Source organism: Aliivibrio sp. 1S175, assembly GCF_001690985.1.
Classification (GTDB): domain Bacteria; phylum Pseudomonadota; class Gammaproteobacteria; order Enterobacterales; family Vibrionaceae; genus Aliivibrio.
Genome location: NZ_MAJS01000039.1, coordinates 1,482 through 2,106, shown reverse-complemented (window position 1 = coordinate 2,106; position 625 = coordinate 1,482). Strand labels below are relative to the sequence as shown.

The 625-nt window shown below is 32.3% G+C and carries 1 protein-coding gene; it reads right to left on the bottom strand.

The genetic code is table 11. The features are described from left to right. Positions 1 to 15: 15 nt before the first annotated feature. Entirely contained in the window at positions 16 to 552 is a 537-nt protein-coding gene (locus A6E06_RS12860) for a hypothetical protein (protein ID WP_065593234.1), read from the bottom strand. Positions 553 to 625 lie beyond the last annotated feature (73 nt).

Below are 625 nucleotides of genomic sequence, written 5' to 3'. Positions count from 1 at the left end.
CACCATAGTCGTTTGTTATGTGTGTCTTTCCAATGAGTATACGTAATAATAGTAAGTAAACCCCTTACTTTTATATGTACGATTATTTAAATCTGAAACCCCTACCTCTATTGGTATTTCAGTTTTTTTATGTTCTAACTCATTGCAATATTTCTTTAAATCCTCAAACCCTAAAATTGATAATATACCCTCAGTTATAACTCCGACTTCACAAGAACAACCAGGATTAAGTGGTGATGGTAATTGATTAATACCAAACCAATCTAATTCATTCTGATTTTTTGTAATTTTTTTATTCAGAGCACTAAAGAAAAAAGTTTCAGGCTTTAAAATTACAGGCTGCCCGCCGATATTGGTAATTCGTATTTTCAGCGTTTCTTCAAGTAGATCAGCCTCAGATGTTAATTCTGACGAATAATTACTTAAATCACCAACAACTATTTCAGCTATACATTTCGCCCGACGTTCATATCTAGTTAAAACAAATGTAATCACACTAATAAAGAAACCCAGCACACCAATTATTTTAACTATAACGTCTAAATTTATCATTTTATCCTTTGAGCCTCATAAACACATAACGCCTGCATAACACGTTTACTACCATACAGACCTAGCTGAATTT